Raw genomic sequence first — 14,109 nt, 5'->3', positions numbered from 1 at the left:
ACGACGAAGAGATTTCAGTATTTTTCAATATATACATTTTGGATTGATACAAAAACTGTACATATATTCGCATTTGGCAGCAACGGGAGAAACACCATGAGCCTGCAGGAAAAAGTCGCGCTGGTAACCGGCTCGGGTCGCGGCATCGGTCGCGCAATTGCGGAACGCTACGCCGCGCGCGGCGCAAGAGTTGTGGTAAATTACGCGAACAACAGCGCACTGGCCGAGGACGCCGTCGCAAAAATTGTGAGCTCGGGAGGCAAGGCCATTGCCGTCCAGGCGGATGTCGCCCGCGTCGATGACATTAAACACCTGTTCGATACAGTGCTGGACACCTATGGGCGGCTCGACATCGTCGTCGCCAACGCGGGTATCGAGCTGGTCGCCCAATCCGTCATCGACTTCACCGAGGCAGACTTCGATCGGCTATTCGCGGTAAACGCCAAAGGCGCTTTCTTTACGCTTCAGCAGGCTGCGCGCCACGTCGCCGACAACGGCAGGATCATCTACATAGGCACGAGCAATACAGCGTTCCCCCTGCCTGGCCGCGCACTGTACGGTGGGAGTAAGATCGCAGCTCAGTTTCTCGTCCAGGTGCTGGCCAAGGAGCTCGGCCACCGCGGCGTCGCGGTTAACTCGATCTTGCCGACCGCCATCGAGGGAGCCGGCGTTTTCACAGACGGCGTGCGTTCTGAAGTCCGTGAGTTCGTGAAGTCATTCCGGCCGATGCAACGGATGGGTACCGTCGAGGACGTCGCAGACGCTGCCGAATACCTGGCCGGTGATTTGTCGGGTTTCGTCAGCGGTCAACATCTAATGGTTAGCGGCGGCGGACCGGCGTGAACTGAGAATCTGCAGTTGGCGTCTGAGTGGTCGATTAAGCTCGGGTTGTCCGCGATCTTATGAGCCACCGCAAGGTGGCGCAGCGACTCCGATATACCGCTCGTTGAATCCAGCATTCGCAAAACGCGCTTTACAGCCTTTTGCAACGTTAAACTGGCGCCTTGATCGATACGGGTCGATGCTGAGGCCTGAATACAGATAGCAACAACTCCGCAGAAAGTGTGGATGATGTACAGGCTAGGCGAAACTGCGCGATATTTCGAGCACGAGTTAAGGCAGCCGCTTGTTTCGGCACCGCCCGCTCCGGCCAGCCTCCTTGCAACCGATCAAAAGGCATCCGGCCTGGCAAGTCATTTTGCGCACATCCGGGCGAGCAGGAGTGTTGGCGTGCACGTTGGCGATTCTGCGGTGAGAATAAAGCTGCCCTTCATGGACGTCGTGCTCTCACTATCCGCATGTGCCTCCAATGGGGCAATGGACGTCCAAGAGTTCGCCATGCCCGCGACCTCGGATGCCATTTCGGCCGACCCGGTTTTGCAGCAGCTACTCGAGCAGTTCCGCCGCTCCGAGAGCGACGATGAGGATGGGCTTTATTCTGATGCCATCCGGCTTGCTCTCGCCGCCCGATGGCTTCGTCTGCGTTCGAACGGGCAGAACCAGCCTGTCGATGGACTGCAGCAGTGGCGGTTACAGCGCGTGACGGCCTACATCGACCAGCACATTAACGAGGCCATCTCGCTTGCCGACTTGGCTCAAACCGCTGGCCTTAGCCGAATGTACTTTGCCGCGCAGTTTCGTGCAGCGACGGGCCTGCGTCCTCACGACTATATCTTGCGGCGGCGAATCGAGCGAGCCAAGGAACTGCTTCTACAAAACGAAAAGTCCCTGGTCGACGTCGCTCTAGACGTTGGGTTTCAAACGCAAGCCCATTTCACGACTGTCTTCAAGCGCCTGGAGGGAACGACGCCGGGCCGTTGGCGGGTTGCAAACTATCAGCCCGTTCAATAGGCGCGTAGTATCCGCAGGATAATTGGGCTCCGATTTGGAAACACCAGGAGCAGAGAAACTGACGATCAGGTTGCGCACTTGAGGCTCAGCCAGGCGCGATCAAGCTGCCCGACAACCGAACTATTTGAGATCGGCGATGTCAGCATGCGATCAGGCGCGCGCAAGCGTCCTTCGTGCTCTTCCAGGAAGAACTTCGTCGTCGCGATGCAGCTCGCGTGCTTTCCAGATGGTTCATTGAACCGAAATTCCATGCAGTTCACACCATTCGGCCAAGCGTCCCGCAATGGCTCTCATTGGTGAGCGAGGGGTTGCGGATCCTTACAACGACTATTAGCGGAGAACTCGCGCCGTTGAATCTGGCGCAGTCCTTCGGGCGATGCCTCGATGATCGGGACGGCGCCGTGAGGACGCCCCCGGTTGATTTCGGGCGACTGCGCATGGCGCTGGATTCTTATCGTCCCCAGGGCCAGCGCACATGTCAGCCGGGTCAGTCGTTGAGATTAATCCGATGATGCCGCAATAGGCCTCGTGTGATCGCTGGACGCAACGAGGATTCGACAGTCATCCAGACAGACAAAAACCGATGCCTACAGGAAATACGTTGGCCTGATCGATGTATATTTTAAAGGTGTGCCAACGTGGTTGTCGTTGGGGATATCACTTAACTCAGAAGGAAAATGTCCAATGAACATCAAAGCTATCTGTCTCGGCGTAACATTTGCTCTTTCCATTTCTAGTGGTCAGGCGTCGGCCGGCGCACTGGATGAGCCGGACACCATGGAACCATTCTTCACCGATTCCAGCATGAAAACGATGAAGCCCATGGAGGAATTCAAGGCCGTCTTCTTTGCCATGCCGGCTGAAAAGCAGGCGCAAATGAAGGATGAATGCGCACGTCAAGTTCAGCAGCCGTACACGGACTTCTGCGCGAATGTAAACACGCTCGGAGGTCACAACTAAGACAGCGTTCGAGCCACCGGAATAAGGCTGCGGCGTAGAAAATCGGTAAAAATCGCCGTACAGCGAACAAATGCAACGAGATGGGGAGCCATCTCGTTGCTAACTGAGGTTGAAGACGGCGACTGTTTCGATGATCCTTTGGGGGTCGCTGGCGGCTGGAGGGCGGGTTACGTCCCGCATACGGGAAGGTGTCGCGCTTACGGCGCGGTCCGCGTCGTCTCGTAAAGAAACCAGCTTCGGCGTTCGGTCTCGTCGATCCAGACTTCTAGGAGGCTCGTCGAGGCGACGTCGTTAAAGGTTTCGCATACGGCATGCGCTGCCCGGAGGAACCCAGTCAGCCTGCGGTTGTCGTCGGCAAGCTCTGCCAGCATGTCCTGCGGCGTCACATAGTCGGCGTCGTTGTCGAGCAGCCGCTGGATGCGGGCAATGTGTCCGATCGACCGCAATGTCGTGCCGCCGACCTTGCGGGCGCGCTCGGCCAGGGCGTCAGTCATTGCGAAGATCTGATCGCTCTGCTCGTCAAGCATGATGTGATAGTCGCGAAAATGTGGCCCCGACAGGTGCCAATGGAAATTCTTGGTCTTGAGGTAGAGCGCAAACGTATCTGCGAGCACGCCGGTCAGTGCGGCGGCGATAGCGGTCGTTGCCTGTGCCCCGAGATCGGTGGGCGAATGCAATGCGGCTGCGTTGCGGGTTTGGAGCAGAATGTCCTGCATGGGTCTCTCCTTACATTGCGTACAGGGCCGGCGCCGCCGGCTTCCGTATCGACGTGATGCAGTAAATAATACTAGCCACCTGCAGCCACAGATATCGGTACAGGGTTTATGTGGTTCATACTTGAGGATGACAGTCTCGGCCGTCACCAACCCAACGTATGATTTTCGTAGCAGTCATCTCGACATAGCGTGCCTTGCCAAATGCAGGACAGGGCGGAGGAACGGTGTGTCTAAGGCAGGTGCAGACGATGCAACAGCGCTGGCCAACATGTCGCTTCTCGCGATGTCCAGGATCATGGCGGTTGCAGGCCATGACCTGAAGCAACCCCTCCACGTGGCCATGCTGTCGATGGCGCGTGCAGTCGATGAAGGTGTGCCGGCAGCTGCCGCCTATCGGCTGCGCGTTGCACTCGACGCGATGATGCGTCTGAACAGCGAACTCAGCGACATAGCCCGGCTGTCGCAGATGGACGGCGCATTGCAGCCAAACCACAGGGTGGTGCGGGTGGCTGATATTCTGTCACGAGTCGATCGAGACTGGCGGTTTTACGCGGAGGCGTGCGGGATCGATCTGCAGGTGTGCTCGTCCGATCTCCTCGTGGAAACCGATCCGGACATGCTGCACACCGTAATGCGGAACTTTATCGGCAACGCATTGAAATACAGCGGGCCAGGTGGCCATGTCCGCGTAGACTGCCGGCTCCAGCACGATCGGCTCAACATTGATGTGGAGGACGACGGCTGTGGCATTTCGGCTTCGCGGTTCGAAAGCATCTTCAACGCGTTTGACCGGGGCGACCAAGCCGGCCGAACCGAAGGTCTCGGCCTTGGCCTGACGATCGTGCGTCAGACCGCAGACTTGCTGCGTCACCAAGTCACTGTGCGGTCGGTCGAGAATAAGGGCTCGATCTTTTCGATCGAGCTGCCCCGTCACCTTCCGGACACCTGCGAGCTCGACCGTACGGAAACGATCTAAGGAGATGCGGACCCTACTCTTCATTCGCGATCGCATTCTTCAACAGGCAGAATCCATGCGTAATCCTCACTGGATATTTCGTCTGGTTTCCGGCAATGCCATTGACTTGGGGTGCACAAGTGCATGGCGTTTTTCTTGCGCTCCGGTTCACTGTATGGCTCCGGCAAATCAGCGCTCCCGAGGCGACACATGAGCACCACCGCGTACCGCCTGGCCGCCGCCTTGCTGGCGCTGTGCATCTTCCTGTTCGACGTGCTGTCGCCGCTCGAAGGAGCGGTCGCGGTGCTTTACGTGCTGGTGGTGCTCATTGCGGCCCGAACCTCGTGGCGAAAAGATCTGTTCGCCGCTGCCGCCGGCGCCATCGTTCTGACGCTTGTTGCCTATGCCATTTCCCATGGCTTAGAGAATTACGGATCTCCGGCGCTGCGTGCGATCGTCAGCATCGCGGCAATTGCCATCGCCACGATGCTCGCCTTGCAGAACCAGTCCGCCACGGCGACCTTGGCAGCGCAAGCCCGATTGCTGAACCTGTCGCACGACATGATCTTCGTGCGTGACATTGAGGGCGTGATCGACTTCTGGAACGATGCCGCCGAGCAGGTATACGGCTGGTCGGCCGCAGAAGCCTTCGGCCGCGTCGCAGACGAGCTGCTTCGCACAAAATATCCGGCGGAACGCGCGACGGTTGAGGCCGAGCTCTTCCAGAACGGGCGATGGGAAGGGGTGCTCGAGCAGGAGACGCGATCCGGCGCTCGCCTCGTCCTGGACAGTCGTTGGGCGGTGCAGCGGGGCCGGTTCGGGAAGCCCATGGGCGTGCTCGAAATCCATACTGACATAACGGAGCGCCAGGCTGCCCATGCCGCGCTGGTCAAGAGCGAGCGCCGCTATCGCCGTATGTTCGATTCAAGCCGGATCGGTGTCCTCGAGGAAGATTGGAGCGCGGTCAGAAGGGAACTTGCAAGCATCCAGGAGAAAGGGATTCCGGTTTCCGACTATCTCGCGGGCAATCCGGATTTCGTCGCCCGAGCCCGGCGGCTCATCAGGATCGTCGACGTCAATCCAACTCTCTTGTCCATGGTTTTCGTGGAAGATCCCAAGCAGTTTCTGACCACTGTGGACGATGTCCTGAGCATTACCGACAGGACCTTCGTCGGTGCGCTGGCTGCCTTCGCGCGCGACGATGCGTTCTACGAGGGCGAGACTGAGATGGTCGGCAGCGATGGTGAGTTCATACCCGTGCTTTTTGCCATAACCTTTCCAGCCTCGGCGGACGACGGCGACAATGTTCTCATATACGTGGTGGACATCACCGAGCGCAGACACGCGCAGGATGCGATCCAGCAGGCGCAGGCGGAACTCGCGCATGCCGCCCGGGTCGCCACCCTTGGCGAATTGACCGCATCGATCGCGCATGAGGTCAGCCAGCCGCTGATGGCAATTGTTACGAACGGCGAGGCGGGGATGCGCTGGCTCCGGCGCGATCCGCCTAACCTCGAGGAAGTCGAAACGGCCCTCGGACGCACGGTCGCGGAGGGACGCAGGGCAAGCGGCATCGTCAAGCGCATCAGTGCCTTCCTGAAGAAGGCGCCGTCACACCGTGGCGAACTCGTCCTTTCGGCGCTGGTCGAGGACGCTACGGCGCTTGTCCAGCGTGAGCTTGCGAGAGCCAATGTTCAGCTGCAGGTCGATATTCAGGCCGGCATTCCGAATGTGCGCGGCGACCGCATTCAACTGCAGCAGGTCCTGGTAAATCTCATGATCAACGCCGCGCACGCAATGTCTGCGCAGACGAGACCGCGGCTGCTTTTCATCGGTGTTGTGCAGAACTCCTCGAAGAGCATTGAGATTACTGTACGGGATACCGGACCAGGGGTATCGGAGGAGCATCTGCAACGGGTCTTCGAACCATTCTTCTCGACCAAGCAAGATGGCATGGGCATGGGTCTTGCGATATGCAGGACGACGGTCGAGGCCCATGGCGGACAGCTGGCGATCGAAACCCAGCACGGCGTGGGCGCGACCTTTCGAGCGACGCTTCCGGTGACTGAAGGACGCGCGGCAGGATAACCGGTACGATCAGGGCGATTTGGATGAAAGCTGGTTCGACCCCCGCAGAACTTCCGCCGTTCGTCGCCATCGTGGACGACGACCCGGGCGTGCGCGACGCGCTCGACAGCCTGTTCCGCTCGGTGGGAATGACGACCCGTACGTTCGGCAGCGCGGCGGAAATGCTTCAGGCCGATCTGCCGCAATCGTCAGGCTGCCTGATCCTGGATGTCCGGCTGCCCGGACTGAGTGGACTGGACTTCCAGGTGCAACTCGCGAGGCATGGTATCGATCTCCCCGTCGTGTTCATGACTGGACACGGCGATATTCCCATGACCGTGCGCGCCATGAAGGCGGGCGCGATCGACTTTTTGTCGAAGCCGTTCCGCGACCAGGACATGCTCGACGCCGTTACCAGCGCGGTCGAGCGCGATCGCCTGAGACGGATTGAGCGCGCCGCGGCGGACGGCCTGCGTGCCGACTATGACACGCTCACCCAGCGCGAGCGCGAGGTGATGGGCCATGTCGTTGCTGGGCTGATGAACAAGCAGGTTGCGGGTGTGATCGGCCTGTCGGAGATCACGGTCAAGATCCACCGAGGCAATGTCATGCGCAAGATGGGCGTCCGAACGCTTGCCGATCTCGTTCGCAAGGCCGAGGCGTTGGGCATCTCCGGGCGTTGACGGCGGCAAACCTCCGTATGATTTCCTTTCGGCACAATCTCCCCCATTTAGACGTGGAGCCTCGCATTGGAGATATCCTGCCGTGAGCAGACCGGCACCTTTCACCATGTCCAAGATACCCGCGATTGCGATCGTCGATGACGACGAGGGAGTCCGAAGCGCTCTCACCAGCCTGCTCAGGTCCCTGGGCTACGAAGTCCTCAGCTATGCCTCGGCGCTGGAATTCCTCGACGACGACGGGGCCGGCGATCCTGGCTGTATGATAACCGACATTCAAATGCCCGGCATGACCGGCGACGAACTCCAAGCGGAACTGATCGCACGAGGCCGGGTGTTTCCGATGATCTTCATGACCGCTTTCCCGACCGAGGCGACGCGCGCCCGCGTAATGGCAGCTGGCGCTCTCGCCTATCTGGACAAGCCGGCCGATGGCGATGCAATCGCGCGCTTCACCGAACGCGCCTTCTCATAATTCGTCTCGGACTAGGCGGCGGCGCGAGCCGCCGCTTAGGCAAGCCTTGGACTGGCAGGATCCCGCAAGGCAGGTCGCATTGCGGCCTGAGATATACGCCAGGGATGCTGTTTCAAACCTTGGTATAAGCCGCCGAACCAAGCGTACGATTTTCCCGCGCCGCGCCTCTCCTTAGCTTCCCTCCTAAACAAGCACACCAACTGGAAGCAGCTACGAACGCAGGCATGCTCGAACCAGCGTTTCGGCTGAACCGTCGCGAACTGGTCGCGGGGGCCGCATGGATGACAATCGCGGCACTGCTTCCGGCCGTCGCATCGGCACAAATGACACCTCGGCTTTCGAAAGGAGAATTCGACATGGGCAGCGGTTACATCGCCACCAAGGACGGCCCTCGGATTTTCTACAAGGACTGGGGTGACAAGGGTGCCCAGCCCATCGTGTTCCATCACGGCTGGCCGCTCAGCTCCGACGACTGGCATGCGCAGATGCTGTTCTTCCTTGCGAACGGTTATCGCGTCGTCGCGCACGATCGTCGCGGCCACGGCCGATCGACTCAGGTCGATACCGGAAACGACATGGACCACTACGCCGCCGATGCCTCGGCCGTCGCCGAGCATCTCGACCTCAGGAACGCGGTCCATATCGGCCATTCAACCGGCGGCGGCGAGGTGGCGCGCTATGTCGCCAAATTCGGCGAACCGCAGGGACGCGTCGCCAAGGCGGTGCTCGTCAGCTCCGTTCCTCCGCTCATGCTCAAGACCAAGGACAACCCCAGCGGTACGCCGATCGAGGTCTTCGACGGCTTTCGCAAGGCGCTCGCAGCCAACCGGGCGCAGTTCTATGTCGACGTGGCGTCAGGTCCCTTCTACGGCTTCAATCGGCCGGGCGCTAAGGTTTCACAGGGCATCATCGACAACTGGTGGCGTCAGGGCATGATCGGTGGTGCGCTGGCGCATTACGAAGGCATCAAGGCCTTCTCCGAAACCGACCAGGCAGACGACTTGAAGGCGATCACCGTGCCGACCCTCATCCTGCAGGGCGACGATGACCAGGTCGTGCCGTACAAGGACGCCTCGCTGCTCCAAGCCAAGCTGATCAAGAACAGCACGTTAAAGATCTATCCCGGCTTCCCGCACGGAATGTTGACCACCCATGCCGACGTGATCAACGCGGACCTGCTCGCCTTCATCAGAAGCTGAGTCGAGGGCGGGACGGATGCAATCATCCAAGCGTCCGTCCCGCGACAACGCGTTGCGCCGCTTCCGTTACACAGCAACACGGCGATCGGGGGAACCAACCATGAGTACTGCCAAGCAGAAATCCCAACATGTCGCATCTCTCGCGCAGCAGACGCCGCGTTTCGAAAGTCCCGAGGGCTCTGTCAGCCACGTGGATTCCAGCGATCTGCCGGTCCTGCGCCGGCTTTCGATCCGACGTCTGCTTCTCGGCGTGCAAGGGGTGCGCGAGCCCCATTGGCATGCCAATGCCCATGAACTCGGATACTGCCTGCACGGCGAGGCGCTTGTCACAATCGCCGGCAGTCATGCGCAGCGCGAAAGCTTCATCGTCGCCGCCGGCGAGATGTTCTTCGTCCCCTCCGGCGCCATGCACAGCATCGAGAACATCGGCGAGCACGCCGTGGAATTCATTTTGGCCTTTTCACATGAAAAACCCGAGGACTTCGGCATGAAAGCCGCCTTCGGTGTGATGTCAGATGCGGTGCTCGGCAATACCTACGATCTGGCTTCTGCCGCGTTTTCCAGCTTCGGCCGATCTGTGAGAGCTAGCGAAATCCTCAGCATTCCCCGTGAGGCAAGCGTCGAGGACCAGGACCGCCACCTAAACGCCTATAAATACAGCATTGAGGCGACGCCGCCGCAGATCGATTTTCCGGCCGGCACTGTACGCACCGCCAAGGCTGCCCTCTGGCCGATCCTGCGCGACATCGCGATGTATTCGGTGACCATCACCCAAGAGGGAATGCGCGAACCCCACTGGCATCCGGAAACGGCCGAGTTGGGCTACATCGCATCGGGCACGGCTCGCATGACCGTCCTCGATCCCGACGGAAGCACCGACACCTATATCATCAGGCCTGGCGATACCTATTTCGTCCCGCGCGCCTATCCCCATCACATCGAGAATGTCGGCGAGGAGACGGTTCATCTCCTTATCTTCTTCGACCAGGCTTCGCCTGCCGACGTCGGCTACAGATCGCTGATCAACGTGTTTCCCAGGAGCCAGATCGCCGCGGATTTCGGAATGAAGAGATCTGAGTTGCCGGACTTTCCCTTCACCGAGATCGACCCGCTGCTGGTGCCCCGCTGCAATCCAATAGATCCGGTGCCTTGAAATTTTAACGCGCCCGCAGGCGAGCTTGGAGATTGCCTTGGAGAACAGGAACCATCGGGCAAGAAACCCTACGGAGGGATCAATGAATGTCGTCATTCATCCCGCAAGCTTGAAAGCAGATGCTTCGAGCCCCGCCACTTTGCCGTCGGAAAAGCCGAGCATGTCGCCCGTGCGTCTCGTGTTGTTCGGCGTCGCCGTGGTCGCGGCGCTCGGCGTTGGGGCAGGGCTCGGCTGGGAATACTGGACCGTCTGGAGCTTCGAGGAAACGACAGACGACGCCTATGTTCAGGCTGACATCGTCGCCATCGCGCCACAGGTTGCAGGATATCTTGCGAGCGTCGCTGTTTCCGATAACCAGCATGTCAAAGCTGGCGATATCCTGGCGACGATTGATCCTCGCGACTATCAGGCAGCCGTCGACCAGGCCAAGGCCAACGTTGCCGGAGCCGAAGCCACCATCGAGAGCATTGAGGCGCAACTCGGAGAACAGCAGGCCCTGATCGAGGAGGCGAGTGCCACGCTCGATGCCGACCGGGCGACCGAGACCTATGCCGGGCAGAACAACAAGCGCTTCGGTACGCTCGCTGGCACCGGATATGGCTCGGTGCAGAATGCCGAGCAGGCGGCCTCCCAGATAGCTACGGCCTCGGCGGTGGTCGCCAAGGACAAGGCAGCGCTCGACGCCGCGCATGCTCAGGTCGGCACGCTCACTGCGCAGCTCGCAGGCGCCAGAGCCACGTTGCAACACAGCAAGGCCGTGCAGGCACAGGCCGAATTGAACCTTGGTTATACAGTGTTGCGGGCGCCTGCCGACGGGGTGGTCGGAATGCGTGAGCTGAGGGTGGGCCTTTACGTGCAACCTGGAACGCAGCTGCTCGCGGTCGTGCCGCTCGCAAACATCTATATTGTCGCCAACTACGAGGAGACACAGCTTGCCAACGTGAAGCCGGGCCAGCCCGTAAGGGTCGACGTCGATACATTCGCGGGCACTCCGGTGCGCGGCACCGTCGACAGCATTGCGCCAGCGAGCGGACAGGAATTCGCGCTGCTGCCACCCGACAACGCGACAGGCAATTTCACCAAGATCGTGCAGCGCATCCCGGTGCGGATTGCGATCGACCGGACCGATCCGCTGGCTGGACGCCTCCTGCCCGGCATGTCGGTCACCACCACGATCGATGTTCGACAGACCCAGCGGGCGAAATAACCGGAGGATGGTATGGCTGGGTCGGATCAGGCAGACGCGTTACGAGTGGTGATGCCGAAAGAGCGTGACGCCAGCTTCCGCGAATGGGTATCCGTTTTTGGTTGCATGGTCGGCGCGCTGATAGCCGTCCTCGACATCCAGATTACCAACTCGTCGCTGCCCGAGATCGAAGGTGGCATCGGCACCGGTTCCGACAACGGAACCTGGATATCGACCGCCTATCTGATCGGCGAGATCATCATGATCCCGCTGACCGACTATTTCAGTCGCGTCTTCACCGTTCGCCGCTTCCTGCTGACGAGCGTATGGCTTTTCCTCGCCTTTTCCGTCGCCTGCGCCTTCGCGACGAACCTGCCGCAGATGATCGTCCTGCGCGGCATGCAGGGGTTCTGGGGCGGCGTGATGATCCCCATGGCGTTCGCGCGCGTCCTTACGACGTTGCCGAAGCGCCAGCAGCCGGTCGGCCTTGCCGCGTTTGCGCTGACGGCGACATTCGGACCATCGATCGGGCCGACCATCGGCGGCTACCTGACTGACAACTACGGCTGGCAGTACATCTTCTTCATCAACCTTGTTCCAGGCGCCTTGATGCTGGCGCTGCTCTATCCGACGCTCGAGAACCAAAAGATGAGTCTCGGCCTGCTGAAGCACGGCGACTGGTGGGGTATAGCCTTCATGAGCGTCGGCCTTGCCTGCCTGCAGACCGTCCTCGACGAAGGCAACCAGGAAGGCTGGTTCGGCTCCCCATTCATCGTCAGGCTGTCGATCATCGCCGCGGTGGCGCTTGCGATCTTCGTCGCAATTGAGCTGAAAGGCCGTAATCCCGCAGTCCAGCTAAGGCTCCTCGCGCACCGCAATTTCGCACTTGGCACGCTTGCCAATATCGGGCTCGGTATTGCGCTGTTTGGTTCGGTCTATGTGCTTCCCGCCTATTTGCAACAGGTGCAGGGCTACAACGCCGAGCAGGTCGGCTTCGTGCTCGCCTGGGCAGGCCTGCCGCAGCTTCTGATCATCCCTTTCGTTCCTCGGCTGCAGAAGCATTTCGACGCGCGCGCGATTGTCTGCACCGGGCTCGTGATCTTCTCAGTCAGTTGCATCATGAATGCCCATCTCAGCGCGGACAGCGGTGCGGATCAGTTCATGTCGTCCAACATAGTTCGCTCGCTTGGCCAGGCGATCGTGCTTGCCCCGCTAGCGGGCATTGCTGTGATCGGCATCCCGAAGGAGATGTCAGGCGCGGCGTCGGGCGTCTTCAACATGATGCGGAGTTTGGGCGGTGCGATCGGCACTGCGGCGCTCGCTACAGTCATCACCAAACGCGAACAATATCATTCAAACATCATCGGCCAGTCCGTCACGGCTTATGACGCTACCGTTGAGCAATTCCTCGCAGCAGCGCAACATAGGTTCCTGCAGCAAGGAACGGGCGATCCTGCCCTTGCCCGTCATCAGGCCGAGGCTCTGCTGGGCAGCCTGGTCGAGCAGCAATCGCTTGTCATGGCCTTTTCGGACACATTTCTCGTGCTGGGCTGCATTTTGCTCGCAGCGGCGGTAGCGGTGGTCTTCACGCGCACCCGCGAAACACTCAACTCAACCTGACGATCGTGCAACTCCGAATATTCCCGACGCGTGAAGCAGGCGGGGCGGATACGGGCCTTGTCGACACCTTCGGCAATTGGGCGTCCATGCACGTACCGCGTTTGCCGCATGCCTTTGGCGCGCTTGTGGCGACCTACCGGCTTAGCTCATGCACCGCCACCTCGTTGAGCAATTGCGCCTGCGTCCGCAGTGCCATGAACGGGCCGCGTGAACATGAATTCCCAATGGGGCGAGGGGCTCTGGTCTTTGAGCTGCACGAGTCGAGCGATCTTGGGATCGTCGATCAGGGCGATCCGCCCTAGCGTTGCGATCAGATCAACGATCTGGGCGAGATTGGCATCGTGACATTGCGTCGAGAGTACGAAACCCGGCGCGCCGAGGTCCAGGACTTCGATCGGTGGTGGTCGATGACGTGATGCGCGAGCCGCGTCATCATTCGAGTGTCTCGGGACGCGAAACCGTCGCTGTCGCAGTGTCTATGGCCGGCGCAATGTCCTGTTCATGAACACCGAAGAGTTAGAAAAGCGAGGCTTCCAGGCCGATGATTGCGTCGATCCCGTGTCCGTCTCCGGTGAGGGCTTGAACCGCGTGATGCGTCAACTGCCGGCTGGTGCCTTATGGATCTCCCTGCAGGTAGCTGCGCAGCCTACTACCCGAGGTCAATCCGCTTGTGCCTCTCGATGCGCATGACCCGATGAGCTTCCCGCCGTCCAACAAAGGCATGCTAATCCGCATCATTCCTGCGCAGGCCGGCGCGAAAGCAGCCTGATCTTTGAAGCCGTCTCGTTGACGATTCCAGGCCGTCAGAGGTACCTCCTTATGCGCTTGCACCAGTGCTAAACGTGACGCCGTAATCTCACCCTGCAATATTGAAATGGCAGCGGTGTTCTCAAAAGACATGGGCGGCTCCTACGGCGAGTATCGCGGCAGCCCAGGCATCGGCATGGTCCACGCCGGAGAGCCCCAGCGCATTTGCCGTCCATCCCCAACGGCAAGAGCGATCCACGCAGGAGCGAATCGCATTCCCCTCCCAATGCGAGTCTCCATCCGACGTATGCGATCGGCCGATGCCTGAGCTACCGCTTCCTATAACGGGTTGCGGCCTTGCCTTGAAACCAGGCAAGCTAGCCCGAAAAGAGCGTCTTCCATGCAGCTGATCTCGCGTCAAATCTCCTCGCCCCAGGAACCGTCGGGCTCTCGCGCTTGAATCGGCGGCGCCGGCGGCCAGGTTCCGCAATCCCGGACGC

General features: G+C 60.1%; 13 protein-coding genes. 11 read left to right on the top strand and 2 right to left on the bottom strand.

Annotated features, from left to right (window positions below; all coding sequences use genetic code 11):
- Window positions 1-96 precede the first annotated feature (96 nt).
- Complete coding sequence (locus NKH37_RS01145) at window positions 97-843, top strand: SDR family oxidoreductase (RefSeq protein WP_353004526.1); 747 nt, start codon at window positions 97-99, stop codon at window positions 841-843.
- Between the two features lie 225 nt (window positions 844-1,068).
- Entirely contained in the window at window positions 1,069-1,851 is a 783-nt protein-coding gene (locus NKH37_RS01140) for a helix-turn-helix domain-containing protein (RefSeq protein ID WP_353004528.1), read from the top strand.
- 65 nt (window positions 1,852-1,916) lie between these two features.
- Here NKH37_RS01140 and NKH37_RS01135 read toward each other — a convergent pair whose 3' ends face one another.
- A complete protein-coding gene (locus NKH37_RS01135; protein ID WP_353004530.1) occupies window positions 1,917-2,102 on the bottom strand; it encodes a hypothetical protein in 186 nt (61 codons plus the stop codon).
- 433 nt (window positions 2,103-2,535) lie between these two features.
- On the opposite strand from NKH37_RS01135, the gene NKH37_RS01130 reads away from it, so the two are divergent.
- A complete protein-coding gene (locus tag NKH37_RS01130; RefSeq protein ID WP_353004532.1) occupies window positions 2,536-2,811 on the top strand; it encodes a hypothetical protein in 276 nt (91 codons plus the stop codon).
- Window positions 2,812-3,008: 197 nt separating this feature from the next.
- Here NKH37_RS01130 and NKH37_RS01125 read toward each other — a convergent pair whose 3' ends face one another.
- A complete protein-coding gene (locus tag NKH37_RS01125) occupies window positions 3,009-3,527 on the bottom strand; it encodes a Dps family protein (protein WP_353004534.1) in 519 nt (172 codons plus the stop codon).
- Window positions 3,528-3,753: 226 nt separating this feature from the next.
- On the opposite strand from NKH37_RS01125, the gene NKH37_RS01120 reads away from it, so the two are divergent.
- The 8 genes from NKH37_RS01120 to NKH37_RS01085 all read left to right on the top strand — a co-directional run bounded on the left by NKH37_RS01120 (window position 3,754) and on the right by NKH37_RS01085 (window position 12,862).
- Entirely contained in the window at window positions 3,754-4,503 is a 750-nt protein-coding gene (locus tag NKH37_RS01120; RefSeq protein ID WP_353004536.1) for a sensor histidine kinase, read from the top strand.
- A 282-nt stretch (window positions 4,504-4,785) separates the two neighbouring features.
- Window positions 4,786-6,570 (top strand): PAS domain-containing sensor histidine kinase, encoded by a 1,785-nt coding sequence (locus tag NKH37_RS01115; protein ID WP_353040742.1) that lies wholly within the window; start codon window positions 4,786-4,788, stop codon window positions 6,568-6,570.
- 23 nt (window positions 6,571-6,593) lie between these two features.
- A complete protein-coding gene (locus tag NKH37_RS01110) occupies window positions 6,594-7,232 on the top strand; it encodes a response regulator transcription factor (protein ID WP_353004539.1) in 639 nt (212 codons plus the stop codon).
- Between the two features lie 106 nt (window positions 7,233-7,338).
- A complete protein-coding gene (locus NKH37_RS01105) occupies window positions 7,339-7,704 on the top strand; it encodes a response regulator transcription factor (protein ID WP_353004540.1) in 366 nt (121 codons plus the stop codon).
- Between the two features lie 323 nt (window positions 7,705-8,027).
- Entirely contained in the window at window positions 8,028-8,903 is an 876-nt protein-coding gene (locus NKH37_RS01100) for an alpha/beta fold hydrolase (RefSeq protein ID WP_502895862.1), read from the top strand.
- 100 nt (window positions 8,904-9,003) lie between these two features.
- Window positions 9,004-10,056 (top strand): cupin domain-containing protein, encoded by a 1,053-nt coding sequence (locus NKH37_RS01095; RefSeq protein WP_353004544.1) that lies wholly within the window; start codon window positions 9,004-9,006, stop codon window positions 10,054-10,056.
- Between the two features lie 82 nt (window positions 10,057-10,138).
- Complete coding sequence (locus NKH37_RS01090; protein ID WP_353040740.1) at window positions 10,139-11,263, top strand: HlyD family secretion protein; 1,125 nt, start codon at window positions 10,139-10,141, stop codon at window positions 11,261-11,263.
- A 12-nt stretch (window positions 11,264-11,275) separates the two neighbouring features.
- Entirely contained in the window at window positions 11,276-12,862 is a 1,587-nt protein-coding gene (locus NKH37_RS01085; RefSeq protein ID WP_502895858.1) for a DHA2 family efflux MFS transporter permease subunit, read from the top strand.
- Window positions 12,863-14,109: the final 1,247 nt, after the last annotated feature.

The sequence above is a fragment of the Mesorhizobium sp. M1217 genome, from assembly GCF_040318275.1.
Lineage (GTDB): Bacteria > Pseudomonadota > Alphaproteobacteria > Rhizobiales > Rhizobiaceae > Mesorhizobium.
The sequence above is the reverse complement of the archived record's forward strand: the minus strand, read 5'-3'. Positions and strand labels throughout refer to the sequence as shown.